Origin of the sequence: Methylobacter sp. (genome assembly GCF_030680395.1) — a bacterium.
Taxonomy (GTDB): domain Bacteria; phylum Pseudomonadota; class Gammaproteobacteria; order Methylococcales; family Methylomonadaceae; genus Methylobacter_A.
On record NZ_JAUXVR010000028.1, the window covers coordinates 1 to 13,523 of the forward strand.

Sequence of the window (13,523 nt, forward strand, 5' to 3'; positions counted from 1 at the left end):
CGGCCGACAGTTCCAGCCCGACATGCCGCCCAAAGGTGGGCGAACTGCGCCGTATGTCCACGGCCACGTCAAAGACCGCGCCTTGCACCACGCGCACCAGCTTGCCTTGCGGCTGCCGGATTTGGTAATGCAGGCCGCGCAATACATTTTTGGCCGATCGGCTGTGGTTGTCCTGCACGAAATCGACATCGCGCCCAGTGAGCTCGGCGAACCGGCGGCGGTTAAAGCTTTCAAAAAAGAAGCCGCGCTCGTCGCCGAACACCTTGGGTTCGAGGATCAGGACCTCGGGAAGGGCGGTGGTGGTGACTTTCATGAGGGCTCTCCTTCTTTCAACAAGCGCTGCAGGTATTGCCCATAGCCGTTTTTGGCGAGCGGCTGCACCAGCTTTTCCAGTTGTCCGGCATCGATGAAGCCTTTGCGATAGGCGATTTCTTCCGGGCAAGCCACTTTCAAGCCCTGCCGGTGTTCGATGGTCTCGATGAAATTGCTGGCTTCGATCAGGCTCTCGTGGGTGCCGGTATCCAGCCAGGCATAGCCTCGGCCCATGATTTCCACATTGAGCTGGTTGCGCTCCAGGTAAATGCGGTTCAGGTCGGTAATCTCCAGCTCGCCGCGAGCCGATGGCTTAAGGTCGGCGGCCATATCGACCACCTGGTTGTCGTAGAAATACAGGCCGGTGACCGCATAATTGCTCTTCGGCTGTGCCGGCTTTTCTTCGAGGCTGGTGGCGCGGCCCTGCTTGTCGAACGCGACTACGCCGTAGCGCTCGGGGTCTTGCACGTGGTAGGCGAAAACGGTTGCGCCTTGAGTGCGCACCATGGCTTGCTCAAGCTGGGTTTGCAGGTCATGGCCGTAGAAGATGTTGTCGCCCAGCACCAGCGCGCTTGGGGCGTTGCCGATAAAGTCTTTGCCGATGATGAAGGCCTGGGCAAGGCCGTCCGGGCTGGGTTGCACGGCGTACTGCAGGTTCAGGCCCCATTCGCTGCCGTCGCCGAGCAGTTGCTCGAAGCGCGGTGTATCTTGCGGGGTGGAGATGATCAGGATATCGCGCATGCCCGACAGCATCAGGGTGCTGAGCGGGTAATAAATCATCGGTTTGTCGTAAATGGGCAGCAGTTGCTTGGAAACCACTTTGGTCACCGGGTAGAGCCGGGTGCCGGAGCCGCCGGCCAGAATAATGCCTTTGCGTTGGGTCATAATGGCCTCTCAAGAGTTTCGGTCAGCATGCGCGTGATACCGCTGTGCCAGTGGGGCAGATTCAAGCCGAAGGTGTTTTGCAATTTGCGGGTATCCAGGCGCGAGTTTTTAGGCCGCGGGGCTGGCAATGGGAATGCGCTGGTAGGTACGGGCTCGATCGCATCCGGCGCAACCTTGATATCGAGACCGGCTTGACGAGCGAAATCAATGACGAAACTGGCGTAGCCGTGCCAGGAAGCCTCGCCCCCTGCCACCAAGTGGTAGAGGCCGCTTACATCCGGACGCTGCAAAGCCGAGCGAATACTGTGGGCGGTTACGTCAGCCAGCAGGTCGGCGCCGGTAGGTGCACCGATCTGGTCGTCAATCACTGAGAGACGATCCCGCTCTTGGGCCAGACGTAGCATGGTTTTGGCAAAATTGCCGCCGCGTGCGGCATAAACCCAGCTGGTACGGAAGATAAGATGTTTGCAGTCCATAGCGCGAATGGCCTCTTCACCTTCCAGTTTGGTTTTACCATAGATACTCAGCGGACCGGTAGGGCCGGTTTCCAGCCATGGCTTGTCACCACTGCCGTCGAATACATAATCGGTAGAGTAATGAATGAGCCATGCCCCGCTACGCTTGGCTTCTTGGGCCAGAACACCGGGAGCCATTGTATTGATGACTCGGGAAAGTTCTAACTCGTTCTCGGCTTTATCGACCGCAGTATGCGCAGCGGCATTGACGATGATATCCGGTGCGACGATGCGGATGGTTTGAGCGATGCCTTCCAGGTTAGTGAAATCTCCGCACAGTTCCTGACTACCGGTCCCCAGAGCCACCAGCTCACCCAACGGCGCCAGACTGCGTTGCAATTCCCAGCCGACTTGACCGCCTTTACCGAACAGGAGAATTTTCATGTCGAGCTATCCCTGCCCGACACCCTGCGGGCGGCGATGCCGTACAAATACGTTCCTGACGTATTTGTCATGTCAAGCTACCCTTGCCCGACACACTGTGGGCGGCGATGCCGTGCGAATGGGCTCCCTGCGCACTTGTCATACGGCACGCCCTGTATAGTTTTTTTCAACCCATTCGCGGTAGGCACCGGATTGGACATTGGCGACCCAGCTCTGGTTTTCCAGATACCACTGCACGGTTTTGCGGATGCCTGTGTCGAACGTTTCCGCCGGCTTCCAGCCGAGCTCACGCTCTATCTTGCTCGCATCAATGGCATAACGGCGGTCATGGCCGGGACGATCGGTAACGTAGGTAATTTGTTCGCGATAGCTCTTGCCGTCGTCTCGAACCCGCAGTTCGTCGAGCAGCGCGCACACAGTGTGCACGATGCCGATGTTGGGTTTTTCGTTCCAGCCGCCGATGTTGTAGACCTCGCCGACGTTGCCGGCGTCCAGTACGCGGCGGATGGCGCTGCAATGGTCTTTGACATAGAGCCAGTCACGGATTTGCCGGCCATCGCCGTATACGGGCAGGGACTTGCCTGCCAGCGCATTGACGATCATCAGCGGGATGAGCTTTTCCGGGAAGTGGTAAGGGCCGTAGTTGTTGGAACAGTTAGTGGTGAGCACCGGCAAGCCATAGGTGTGATGGTAAGCCCGCACCAGGTGATCGCTGGCGGCTTTGCTCGCCGAGTAAGGACTGTTGGGCTCATAGCGGTAGGTTTCGGTAAAGGCCGGATCGTCTTTAGCCAGAGAACCGTAGACTTCATCGGTGGAAACGTGCAGGAAGCGAAAGCTTTGCCCGGCTTCGTCCGGCAGGTTGCTCCAGTAGGCGCGCACCGCTTCCAGCATCCGGAAGGTACCGACGATGTTGGTTTGAATGAAGTCTTCCGGACCGTGAATGGAGCGGTCTACATGGCTCTCTGCGGCGAAATTGATGATGGCGCGGGGCTGGTGCCTGGAGAGCAGACTGGCTACCAGATCAGAATCGCCGATGTCGCCCTGCACGAAAAGATGGCGCTCATCGTCAGCCAGTGAAGCCAGGTTCTCATGATTACCTGCGTAGGTGAGCACATCGAGATTAATGACCGTTTCGTCGAATTGTGCCAGCCATTCCAATACAAAATTCGCACCGATAAACCCGGCACCGCCCGTTACTAAAATCATTCAATATACCTGAAATATCCGTTCTCTCCGCAAGGATGTTTGCCGAGACGCTTTTGCGCTTTTTTATGACCTACCGAGAAGTCTGCTGCCAATCAGTCGTGCTTTGCTTATCCTTTATTCATTCTAACTTACAGAGATAAGATGGGGCAAATTTCTTATGTCAATTGAGAATAAAGTGACTGTATTGACGTTCATTCTGACAGTCCTTTTCCTCGAAACGCTCGCGCATCCACTCAATAACCGTCAAAAATCGTACTTAAATACTAGTTTTATTTTGACGGATAAAGGTAAATCCGTTCGTCCTGAGCCTGTCCTGAGCTTGTCGAATGAGATGAGCGGATTTACGCGCTGAGCTAAACAATTTTTACACGACATAACAAGACTGAGTACTAGCCTCGCCCAGTGCTCGCCTGATTAGACAATGCTGAGAATCTTAACCACATCCCTCATCCGCTTGCTAGCCTGCCAGCCAAGTATCTTCCGGGCTTTTTCCGGGTCTCCCTGACTCCAGGAAATCTCATTCGGCCGCATGAGCTTATCGTCGCGCACCACGTGCTCAGTCCAGTCCAGTCCGAAACACGCAAAAGACTGATCGACAAAATCCTCAAGCGAATTGGTTTCCCCTGTGGCAATAACGAAGTCGTCTGCGTAGTCGAGCTGGAGGATCCGCCACATTGCCTCAACGTATTCAGGCGCCCACCCCCAGTCACGTGAAATGCTCAAATCGCCCAACATCAGCTTTTCTGTCGATCCGCATGAAATTCGATATGCGGCTTGCACAATTTTCTGCGTTACAAAGCGCGCCGGGCGAAGCTCGGATTCGTGATTAAATAAAATACCGTTCGCCGCGAACATTTTATGCGCTTCGCGGTAATTGCGAACCAGCCAGTGCGATGCAGCTTTTGCAACCGCGTAAGGACTTACCGGATTAAAGGGCGTATGCTCATCCGCCGGCACGCCCCCGGTATCACCAAAACATTCGCTGGAACTTGCGTGGTAAAATCTCACAGGCATATCCAGGAAGCGCAAAGCCTCCAAAATATTAAGCGTACCAATAGTAATACTCTCAATCGTCTCTGAGGGCTGCTCAAAAGACAAACCAACAGAAGTCTGACCGGCAAGATGGTAAATCTCATCCGGACGCACTTTCGAGATCACCGTAAGCGTACTCTTGAAATCATGCGGCGCCATCGATAACAGACTGACCTGCTGGGCAACACCAATACGTGCGAGCGAATCAAATCTCGAAGCGCTTGCATCCCGTGATGTACCAAACACCTTATAACCCTTGCTCACCAGCAGTTGTGCGAGGTAAGCGCCGTCCTGGCCGCCAATACCTGTAATAAGCGCACTTTTTCTCGCCGGCATGGCGGCATCCTTATTCATGGTAATCGAAAGCGGCGTAGCCATGCTTTTTGACGAGCTCATCGCGCTCTGCGCTCTTCAGGTCTTCGCGTACCATTTCTGCCACCAGCTCACCAAAGCTGGTCTGGGGCGTCCAGCCAAGCTTCTCCTTGGCTTTAGTCGGGTCGCCAAGCAAGGTTTCGACTTCAGTAGGACGGAAGTAGCGGGGATCGACCTTCACAATGACTTTGCCATTCTGGTCTGTGCCGGTTTCTTCTACCCCGTGACCTTGCCAATCAACCTGAATGCCGAGCTCCTTCGCAGCGGCATTGACAAAATCACGCACGCTAAACTGCACCCCAGTGGCAATGACGAAGTCTTCAGGCTTCTCTTGCTGAAGCATGAGCCACTGCATTTCGACATAATCTTTAGCATGCCCCCAGTCGCGCAAAGAGTCCATATTGCCCAGATAGAGACTGTCTTGCAGCCCCAGCTTGATGCGCGCCAGGGCTCGGGTAATCTTGCGGGTAACAAAAGTTTCGCCGCGAAGCGGTGATTCGTGATTAAAGAGAATGCCGTTACAGGCATACATCCCATAAGCTTCCCGATAATTGACGGTGATCCAGTAAGCGTAAAGTTTTGCCACTGCATAAGGGCTGCGCGGATAGAAGGGAGTGGTCTCTTTCTGCGGAGTTTCCTGGACCAGGCCGTAAAGTTCGGAGGTGCTAGCCTGATAGAATCGGGTTTTATTTTCGAGACCAAGGATACGGATAGCTTCGAGGATGCGCAGAGTGCCTATGCCGTCGGCGTTGGCTGTATATTCGGGCGTTTCAAAACTCACCGCCACGTGACTCATGGCGGCGAGATTATAGATTTCGTCGGGCTGTACCTGCTGGATGATGCGGATCAGGTTGGTGGAATCGGTGAGATCACCGTAATGCAGGATGAAGTTTTTGTTCTCGACGTGCGGATCCTGATAAAGGTGGTCGATGCGGTCAGTGTTGAAGAGCGAGGCACGACGCTTGATGCCGTGCACTTCGTAGCCCTTTTTGAGCAAAAATTCGGCAAGGTAGGCGCCATCTTGACCAGTGATGCCTGTAATAAGTGCTTTTTTTGTCATTTTCTTGTTCCCTATAAATTTAAATTAACACCGTCGAGGTCAATAGTGTTCGATAAAATGTTGTCATGAAGGGAGCAAAGCCATTCTATTCCTTTTCAACCGGCAGCACCACACATCCGACATCCCGTTCTGCCGCGCTGAGCTTAGCATCACAATCAGGTGATGCCTGTAACACAGTGTCCGCGCCTGATATACTCTCACGCAACATATCCTGCCATGAGAGCTTTCAGTAGATGCGAAATGCCACTTTGCAAGCGCCCGACAATGAGGCGCTTTATCTATTCCGAGAATAGACTGTAATCCCCAAGCCTTCAAAGTCATTAAGATCTAATTTAGCCGCATGATATCGGGATCGATACCTAGCCCTATCTCGAACACCTTCATTACCTAATCAAGTAAGTAACTGTGCGCGCAGTACCCGGCACACACCATTCAATGCCGGTTCTCGATTGAAAGCAAGAATGATAGAGGCCGTTTTTATAGCTTCTGGCTACGTCCCAACAACGTAGATATCTTACGATTCATAATTACCCGTCTACATCACCTATGAACCAAGGTTAATCCCACGATTATCCAGCAAAGCAAGAACCTGTGCTACGCATTCCTTTAGTGGCAGACTACTGGTATCAAGCGACAGCTCTGGGGTTTCCGGAGCCTCGTACACAGACGAAATGCCAGTAAAGTCTTTGATCAATCCTTGCCGCGCCTTGGCATAAAGACCCTTCACATCGCGCTGTTCACACACTTCCAGCGGACAATGACAGTAAATCTCAATGAAGTCTTCCGGAGCAACAAGCGAGCGGACCCGAGCGCGGTCAGCACGATAAGGTGAAATAAAGGCCGTCAGAGCGATAACGCCAGCCTCAGTGAAAAGCTTGGCCATTTCGCCTATGCGTCGGATGTTCTCCACGCGATCCTCTGACGAGAAGCCAAGATCAGAGCACAAACCATGCCGCACGTTATCGCCATCGAACACAAAGGTTCGGCAACCACGTTCATATAACGCCTCCTCAACTGCGTGAGCCAACGTGGATTTGCCAGATCCGGATAGCCCGGTAAACCAGAGAATGAAACTTTTGTGGCCATTCATCCGCTCCCGCAGCAATCTGCTCACAACGGCTTCGTGCCAGTGAATATTTGAGGTATTCATAAGCCCCTCCCATCCCCAAAAAACTCTTCGATAGTCGCACAGATATATGCAATTTCGTCTTCGGTCAAAGCGGGATAGAGGGGCAGTCGAACGAGCCGATCAGAAAGATCTTCGGTAACCGACATCGCGGAACCGGCACGACCGAACTTTCGTCCTGCGTCTGTCGCATGTAAGGGGACATAGTGAAACACTGCATTAACCCCCTTCGCTTTTAGTGCCGCCAACAAGGCGACCTGCTCATCGTGAGTTCTTGTTAATAGATAAAACATATGGGCATTGTGGGCACATTCGCATGGGATCATGGGAAGGGAAACAAAACCGTTCTTTTCCAAGCTCCGCAATGCCGATTCGTATCGCTTCCAAATTGCCATTCGCCTGCCGTTGATTTCATCGATATGTTGCAATTGTGCAAAAAGGAAGGCCGCCACAAGCTCGCTTGGTAGGTAGGATGACCCCACATCCACCCAGGTATATTTATCCACCTCGCCCCTGAAAAACCGAGAACGGTTGGTGCCTTTTTCGCGAATTATCTCTGCCCTCTCGAAAAACCGCAGGTCGTTAACGACCAGAGCCCCGCCCTCGCCGGAAACGATATTTTTGGTTTCGTGAAAACTGAAGGCAGCCAAGTCACCAATGGTACCGAGCTTTCGGTTTTTGTAGGTACTGCCGAGTGCCTGCGCTGCATCTTCGATAACAAGCAGGCCATGTTGGCGGGCCATCTCCATGATGGTGTCCATCTCACAGGCCACCCCTGCATAGTGAACAGGAACAATAGCCTTGGTACGAGAACTTATTGCCGCCTTGATCAGACTCTCGTCCATGTTCAGCGTGTCTGGCCTGATGTCCACAAAAACGGGAATGGCTCCGCGTAATACAAAAGCATTTGCTGTGGAGACGAAAGTATAGGAAGGCATGATAACTTCGTCACCCGGCTGAATGTCCGCCAAGATGGCCGCCATTTCAAGCGCCGCTGTACACGAATGGGTGAGAAGCACATCCTTGGCGCCCAAATAAGCCCCTAGAAGTTCCGAGCATTTCTTGGTGTAAGGTCCATCACCTGCGAGCCGCCCGCATTCAAGCGCCTCACGAATGTATTCAATTTCAGTACCTACCTGGTGGGGAAAATTGAAACGTATTGTCATTATTTGAATTTGATATGTTTAATATGCTGGAGCTTATGGCGGAACTTTGTCATTAGAGGCTCGTGTAGTACAATTCTATCCATGAACTGTAGTCAGCTACCGAATAAATTTAAAAAAGATTATCAAGGATAGGACCCATAATGTCAAAGCTAGAAAAAATTTGCGCGGCGTTTTTTGTTGCGCTTATCTTGTGCTGGATGACGTTTGACAATCTCATAGGCATAAGATTTACAAACTATGATGACATGTGGTTCTCAGTTGTTTCGTTCAAGGATTACTTTGCAGTTGCCGGTGAAGATGCCACAAATACAGGCCGCTTCGGTATGTATTACGCGACAGTATATTTGATGATTTCAAATGCGTTATGGAATACCCCAATATTGGACATTGCCTTGTATGGGGCCGTAGCCGCAGTCATGGTTGGCATATTGGCTCTTGCGCACTATCTTGGGCATGTCCGCTTAGGCTTGCTTTTCGTGACATTATATCTGTCATTCATCCCGGTAACATATCATTTCAACCTGTTGGTATCTTATCCATTTCGGTACACATCCGGCATTCTTCTGTGGTTAGCGGCGCTCTTTTCAATAGAGACTTATCTTCGTAACAAAAAATCCGGTTATCTATGGTTTGCGTGTGCGCTTTCTTTCGTGGCTTACACCCATCATGAAACACTTTTTGCGATCTTCGCTTCGACAAATATTATTTTCGCTGTACTTCGTCAAAACGGAGGCACGCTAAAGCAGCGACTGTCCAATCCAGCCACTCTAGCTCTTCTTGCTACCAGCCTTGTTTATGCTGGAGTTTTTGTTGCTTGGTATATGGCGCACCCTACGACTTACGCGGGCAATACCATTAAAATTGATGCAGTAGGCTTCCTATCTGGCTATGCAAATGCCGTAGCTTATTATGTCTGCGCCTCACTTCCACTTTTTCATTTTTTTAACGGTTACGTTTTGCCATTTATTGTAGGCGGCACTGATCTGTATTCGGCCATCGCTGTGGCGCACGATTTTGTCTCCATGATAGGTAATATTGAGGCTGGACAAATTGCTCGATCTTGCCTTGTTGCTGTAATATTCTTTATCACCATAGATAGACTTCCGCCACTCATCAATTCAGCAGCACTGAAAGGAATTGTCGCTATCGGACTGGTCATCTTGATCCTACCGCCCGCAATCATCAGCTTTAGTCAAGCATACCAATTATACGTCCGGGGGGGCTATGCCCCTCTCCATATTACTTTCTTCAGTTATTTCGGATCGATTCTGCTGATTTGCGCAGCAATTATTTTTGTATTGAAATATCTATCATCTAACCTACAAAAATTAGCGTCGTACGGTCTTGCACTAATCATCGGCATCGGCGCACTTACCACTGATGTTTTCAATGCCCAAGTCTCTGAAGCCATGCACCTTAACAGCGCGCGCTGGAATGTGGCCGCCACGCTAATGCGTCACTTACAGGTGCGTAACAATGACAGCTCATTACCCAAACTTGTCATCGCGCCGCAGCTGTGGGATGTCGCCGGGTCTCCCGGTGCCCTGCCAGAGAAATATTGGCAACGGCTATTTAAGCTAAAAACAGGACTCGATATCCAGTTCTCCCCGTTACAATTATCGGATATGCCTGAACTATCAACAACGTTATATTATGACTGCCCAAAACTGAAAAACTGTCTGATTATGCTTCAGCACCAACAGAATCGCATGATCGAGGTCATTTCAACTTCCCCTAGACCGCGCTTCTTAACCTATTCCGAAAATAATGCAACAAAGACAATTAATGTTGTACCGACCCTGCAACAAGCGCCAACGCTGTTTTATCCGGGAATTTATGTGACCACATTACCCAACAACTTCACTGAGCTATCGAAGTGGCGCATTGAAATGTAAGTGTGGGATATACGTGACTGACTACTTACGGCACCAGCAGCACGATACTAAAGTTTCATAATTCTTGTTTAGGACCTTGCCAAACTGAATTCGGTGAGTAAGCCGACTTCCTACAGACGCTAATTCCATGCGTATTCAAAGCACGGGTTATAAGACAATACAAATGATTTCAATACTGATGCTGTCCGACAAAAAGATTGGCTTAGTAATTATTAATATGGCAGCTGTTCATGTTGCGATTTCAAATTGATTGGAGACCGGGCAAGTGATGAGTGAAACAATGGCAAAAAACGATTACTTATACAGCGTTGTAATTCCTGTTTATAACAGTGAGGCTGTCGTAGCGGAAACAGTCGCGTTGGTGCGCAATTTTTTTCTGTCACAAACACTGCGGTTTGAGATCATTCTGGTAAATGACGGTAGTCGAGATAGTAGCTGGAGAGTAATTTCAGATCTGGCGAGAGACTTCCCTGAAGTCGTTGCAATTGACTTGCTGAAAAACTATGGCCAGCACCATGCTAATATATGCGGCTTCCGGGAAGCGAAGGGAGATTACCTGATCACCATGGATGATGACCTGCAGAATCCCCCAGAAGAAATTGGTAAATTGATCGAGACTGTTATGAACGGCTACGATCTAGTTATTGGCCGCTTCAAAAGCAAAAAACATTCACTCGTTCGTCGCGTAGGAAGTCGCCTTGTCGGCTGGTTGAACAGGAAGGTATTCGATGTGAAAGATGACCTCATACTGACCAACTTTCGAATCATACACAGGGATGTCGTTGACCGGGTGTGCCGAGATCGTTCATTTTCGCCTTATATACCCGGACTGGTGCTTAAATATTCCGCTCGCCGCTGTAATGTCCTGGTTCGCCATCTCCCCCGGCTAGTGGGCACATCGAACTACACATGGCGTAAGATTATGCGCCTGATGACGACTATCCTCTTCAACCACTCGTCAATTCCCCTGCACTACGGTTCTGCCTTTGGTTTCGTGGTCGCAAGCATTAGCTTTTTACTAGGCGCTTTCTATTTATTGGATGCCCTGTTTAACAAAACCGTAGCACCGGGCTGGGCTACTTTGGTAGTTTTGTTATCTTTCTTCAACGGCGTATTGATTCTGATGTTGAGTGTAATCGGTGAATACCTGATCCGTGTACTGCGAGAGGTCGGCTCCCAAACTCAAAATTGTTACGAGATCAACGAGATCGTCCGCTAATGAATCATTTGTTCATCACCGGCGCTCAACGTTCAGGATCGACTTACCTCTATCACATACTTGACGAGCACCCGAAAATTAGTATGTCGCGGCCGGTTCGCCCTGAGCCGAAATTCTTCCTGGACGACCAACTTTATGCAAAAGGGCACGCATATTACGAAAACGCCTACTTTAGCGGTCATAGTAAAGAAACCCGATATCTTGGCGAAAAAAGCACGTCCTATATTGAAAGTGTAGTAGCTGCAAACAGGATTCATCAGTTCTATCCGAACGCACGAATATTGATGATTCTGCGCGACCCTGTGATTCGGGCCTATTCAAATTACCGCTTCAGCGCAGCACACCAACTTGAGGACCTGACATTTGAAGATGCGTTGAAAGCCGAGCCGATTCGTTTAGCCGATGCTTCATTCTCGACATCGGTCAATCCCTACGCCTACTGCAAACGCGGACACTACATCGATTATATCGAGACTTACCTCACTATTTTCGACCGCAGCCAACTTGAGATTCTGATTTTCGAAGAGCTCGTTTGTAAACCGGAAAGTGTGCAGCGCCTTTATCGCTGGCTGGGTGTTGATGACGACTTTAAGCCGGACTCTTTTGGTAAAATCTATAATCCTACCGTCCAAAAAGAGCAAGATCATTCCAAGACCTTTCGTTCTCTTGCGTTAGGATACCGGGAATCCTTGGAGCAGCTAGAAAACCTGCTTGGACACAGAATCGAAACGTGGCGTCGGCACTGGGATAAACTGTGATTTTCACCAGCGTATTTTCTCTACAACTCGCATCGCATTAGCCATCGCCAAAAGCCCAACAGTAGTTCCGGGCAAAGAAGGGAATGTGCTCGTATCCACAATATGCACACGCTGCCAAGCGCTGAGCCTACCCAGATCGTCAGTTTCAAGATTATCGCCACCCCCGGCTCTCATCGGTAACGAGCCCCCCACATGGTACGAACCACTGTTATTTTTTGCGAACGGGATGATGGGCAAACACCCGATTTTCCAGCATATTTTCAACAGTCTTAAAGCCGACAATGCAAAGACCAACAAATGAGAGCCTGATTTGTGGTGACGTGAATGAAGATGATTGGTGTTCGATTTTTCAGCGGACTGAGTGAGCCAGAGCTCGTAATATCCGGCATAATCAGAGTGGAAATTGACGAATGCCAGCATCACATGCTCGACCATAAACTGCTTCACGCGCGCCGCCAAACCGCTAGCACCCGGCTGAATTTTGAGCTTCTGAAATAGCAGCTCATTAGCTGTTGATATTTGCACATGCGTCCAATGCTTGAGCCATCCCCCTTTAAACTCTAAAAAAATTCCGGGCTGTGTATTGCAGTTTGGCCAGTCTATCGGCAATTTTCTAAAACTGAATACAGGCATCACATAACCGCCTCTAGTCTTGAGCTTTACTTTTTCATCAAATATTTTTAATGAATTTAAAACTATCCGGGTGCTATTGACAGCACCCGCCGCAATAAATACTCTATCGAATTCACCGATATTTTCGCACCCCTTCGCATCAAGGTATTTAACCTTGACTCGATCATCTGCTTCCGACACGTCCAGAACAAGGCACCCCGATTTGTAATCAATAACCCCTTGATTACTTAAAAGTAAAATATCGTCGCTAGCTTTATAAATGGATTTGTAAACACAGCCTGACATACACTGACCGCAGTACTTGCAACCCACAAACTTATCCGTAGTTTCTGGGCTTACAAGCAATCTCGACTGACCAAAAACAAGCGTATCTTTTTCAAGAATCGATGCATTATTCAGCCGATCAAGAACCATCCTTTCGGCTTCATTGAGGTGAAGCGCCTTTGGATCGCTTTGTAAAATTTCAAAATTTAAACTTAATCCATCCTCCTTTGCCGAATAAGGAAGGTCCGCGACCGCTATTTCGCAATATTTATTTATTTCATCGATACTAACAGGCCAATCGTTTACATCACACGCTTGAGGAGGCAATGATGCAGCCCCCCAACCCACGCTAAAGCCCCCTAAAGCGTAGCTGAATGGCGGTAGATTTCCTTCGCTCTCAACGGGTGCATCGCTTCTAGATTTTCCGTAGAAATAATCAGAGCCAAAAAGCAGCTTTTTTGGTATCGCATCACCTTTATCAACTGTAAAGTTTTGACTAAGCGCCTTTCTTTCTTGCTCCGACCACTCGCTTGGATTTTTACCTGCCAGGGTATTTGCCAGATTGGATCGCTCCAAATCTAAAGTTTCTCCACAATCCAGCACAGTCGGTTTAAAACCAAGCTTCTGAAGCGCCTTTACCGCACCGATTGCAGACAACCCACTTCCTATCACCGCCACTTCAATGGTCATAACCAG

General features: G+C 49.9%; 12 protein-coding genes. 3 read left to right on the forward strand and 9 right to left on the reverse strand.

What is annotated here, in order from left to right:
* The 8 genes from rfbC to rffA form a co-directional block, all read right to left on the reverse strand.
* Positions 1 to 313: dTDP-4-dehydrorhamnose 3,5-epimerase (gene rfbC, locus Q8L79_RS12185; RefSeq protein WP_305271634.1), on the reverse strand; the 313-nt coding region annotated here is incomplete at its 3' end.
* Positions 310 to 1,197, reverse strand: a complete 888-nt coding sequence (gene rfbA, locus Q8L79_RS12190; protein WP_305271635.1) for a glucose-1-phosphate thymidylyltransferase RfbA — start codon at positions 1,195 to 1,197, stop codon at positions 310 to 312. The genes rfbA and rfbC, both read right to left, overlap by 4 nt.
* Complete coding sequence (rfbD, locus tag Q8L79_RS12195) at positions 1,194 to 2,096, reverse strand: dTDP-4-dehydrorhamnose reductase (protein ID WP_305271637.1); 903 nt, start codon at positions 2,094 to 2,096, stop codon at positions 1,194 to 1,196. Before rfbD ends, rfbA begins: the two co-directional genes overlap by 4 nt.
* A gap of 138 nt (positions 2,097 to 2,234) precedes the next feature.
* Positions 2,235 to 3,302 carry a dTDP-glucose 4,6-dehydratase gene (gene rfbB / locus Q8L79_RS12200; RefSeq protein ID WP_305271639.1) on the reverse strand — a complete coding sequence of 356 codons (1,068 nt, stop codon included), beginning with the start codon at positions 3,300 to 3,302 and terminating at the stop codon, positions 2,235 to 2,237.
* 414 nt (positions 3,303 to 3,716) lie between these two features.
* Positions 3,717 to 4,712: a GDP-mannose 4,6-dehydratase gene (locus Q8L79_RS12205; protein ID WP_305271641.1), complete on the reverse strand. Its 996-nt coding sequence runs from the start codon at positions 4,710 to 4,712 to the stop codon at positions 3,717 to 3,719.
* Positions 4,681 to 5,766, reverse strand: coding sequence for a GDP-mannose 4,6-dehydratase (gene gmd / locus Q8L79_RS12210; RefSeq protein WP_305271643.1), 1,086 nt, complete (start codon positions 5,764 to 5,766; stop codon positions 4,681 to 4,683). The genes Q8L79_RS12205 and gmd overlap by 32 nt, the downstream gene beginning before the upstream one ends.
* Before the next feature lie 544 nt (positions 5,767 to 6,310).
* Positions 6,311 to 6,916, reverse strand: a complete 606-nt coding sequence (gene cysC, locus Q8L79_RS12215; RefSeq protein WP_305271644.1) for an adenylyl-sulfate kinase — start codon at positions 6,914 to 6,916, stop codon at positions 6,311 to 6,313.
* On the reverse strand, positions 6,913 to 8,058 hold the full coding sequence (gene rffA / locus Q8L79_RS12220) for a dTDP-4-amino-4,6-dideoxygalactose transaminase (RefSeq protein ID WP_305271646.1): 1,146 nt from the start codon (positions 8,056 to 8,058) through the stop codon (positions 6,913 to 6,915). The genes cysC and rffA overlap by 4 nt, the downstream gene beginning before the upstream one ends.
* Before the next feature lie 140 nt (positions 8,059 to 8,198).
* On the opposite strand from rffA, the gene Q8L79_RS12225 reads away from it, so the two are divergent.
* From Q8L79_RS12225 to Q8L79_RS12235, 3 genes are all read left to right on the forward strand, one after another.
* Complete coding sequence (locus tag Q8L79_RS12225; protein WP_305271648.1) at positions 8,199 to 9,953, forward strand: hypothetical protein; 1,755 nt, start codon at positions 8,199 to 8,201, stop codon at positions 9,951 to 9,953.
* Positions 9,954 to 10,233: 280 nt separating this feature from the next.
* Positions 10,234 to 11,172 carry a glycosyltransferase family 2 protein gene (locus Q8L79_RS12230; RefSeq protein WP_305271650.1) on the forward strand — a complete coding sequence of 313 codons (939 nt, stop codon included), beginning with the start codon at positions 10,234 to 10,236 and terminating at the stop codon, positions 11,170 to 11,172.
* The gene (locus Q8L79_RS12235; protein WP_305271652.1) at positions 11,172 to 11,930 is read left to right on the forward strand and encodes a sulfotransferase; all 759 of its coding nucleotides are present in this window, start codon (positions 11,172 to 11,174) and stop codon (positions 11,928 to 11,930) included. Before Q8L79_RS12230 ends, Q8L79_RS12235 begins: the two co-directional genes overlap by 1 nt.
* Before the next feature lie 3 nt (positions 11,931 to 11,933).
* On the opposite strand, the gene Q8L79_RS12240 is transcribed toward Q8L79_RS12235, so the two are convergent.
* Positions 11,934 to 13,517 (reverse strand): hypothetical protein, encoded by a 1,584-nt coding sequence (locus tag Q8L79_RS12240; RefSeq protein ID WP_305271653.1) that lies wholly within the window; start codon positions 13,515 to 13,517, stop codon positions 11,934 to 11,936.
* Between the last annotated feature and the right edge of the window lie 6 nt (positions 13,518 to 13,523).

Bases quoted from the DNA above. Each gene is read 5' to 3' on its own strand.
- rfbA (WP_305271635.1), bottom strand. From the start codon at position 1,197: ATGACCCAACGCAAAGGCATTATTCTGGCCGGCGGCTCCGGCACCCGG.
- rfbD (WP_305271637.1), bottom strand. From the start codon at position 2,096: ATGAAAATTCTCCTGTTCGGTAAAGGCGGTCAAGTCGGCTGGGAATTG.
- rfbB (WP_305271639.1), bottom strand. From the start codon at position 3,302: ATGATTTTAGTAACGGGCGGTGCCGGGTTTATCGGTGCGAATTTTGTA.
- Q8L79_RS12205 (WP_305271641.1), bottom strand. From the start codon at position 4,712: ATGGCTACGCCGCTTTCGATTACCATGAATAAGGATGCCGCCATGCCG.
- gmd (WP_305271643.1), bottom strand. From the start codon at position 5,766: ATGACAAAAAAAGCACTTATTACAGGCATCACTGGTCAAGATGGCGCC.
- cysC (WP_305271644.1), bottom strand. From the start codon at position 6,916: ATGAATACCTCAAATATTCACTGGCACGAAGCCGTTGTGAGCAGATTG.
- rffA (WP_305271646.1), bottom strand. From the start codon at position 8,058: ATGACAATACGTTTCAATTTTCCCCACCAGGTAGGTACTGAAATTGAA.
- Q8L79_RS12225 (WP_305271648.1), top strand. From the start codon at position 8,199: ATGTCAAAGCTAGAAAAAATTTGCGCGGCGTTTTTTGTTGCGCTTATC.
- Q8L79_RS12230 (WP_305271650.1), top strand. From the start codon at position 10,234: ATGGCAAAAAACGATTACTTATACAGCGTTGTAATTCCTGTTTATAAC.
- Q8L79_RS12235 (WP_305271652.1), top strand. From the start codon at position 11,172: ATGAATCATTTGTTCATCACCGGCGCTCAACGTTCAGGATCGACTTAC.
- Q8L79_RS12240 (WP_305271653.1), bottom strand. From the start codon at position 13,517: ATGACCATTGAAGTGGCGGTGATAGGAAGTGGGTTGTCTGCAATCGGT.